At 49.4% G+C, this 255-nt stretch carries 1 protein-coding gene; it reads left to right on the forward strand.

Annotated features, from left to right (window positions below):
* Window positions 1–155, forward strand: a 155-nt coding sequence (locus tag ACU8YC_RS28865; protein WP_446896492.1) for a hypothetical protein, incomplete at its 5' end; no start/stop codon positions are given.
* Window positions 156–255 lie beyond the last annotated feature (100 nt).

Raw genomic sequence — 255 nt, forward strand, 5'->3', positions numbered from 1 at the left:
TGCAGGACAATATTGACTGCGACAGCGGGATCGTCTTCGACAACGACGAAGACAACACCGACTCCGCAAAGCTGCTGCCTCATATCACACAGGCATTACAGGACGCTCGCGTTCTCCGTCTGCTTCAGCTTCTGCAACGCGCCAGAACAGATTAGCTACCGAACCGTACTTATCATCCACGAATCAACGCCAGCGTTCACTCGCTGGCGCTTTTCTTTATATAAAGGAAAAAATAATGTCAGTACTCATTACTGC

The sequence above is a fragment of the Citrobacter sp. VF227 genome (assembly GCF_052950715.1).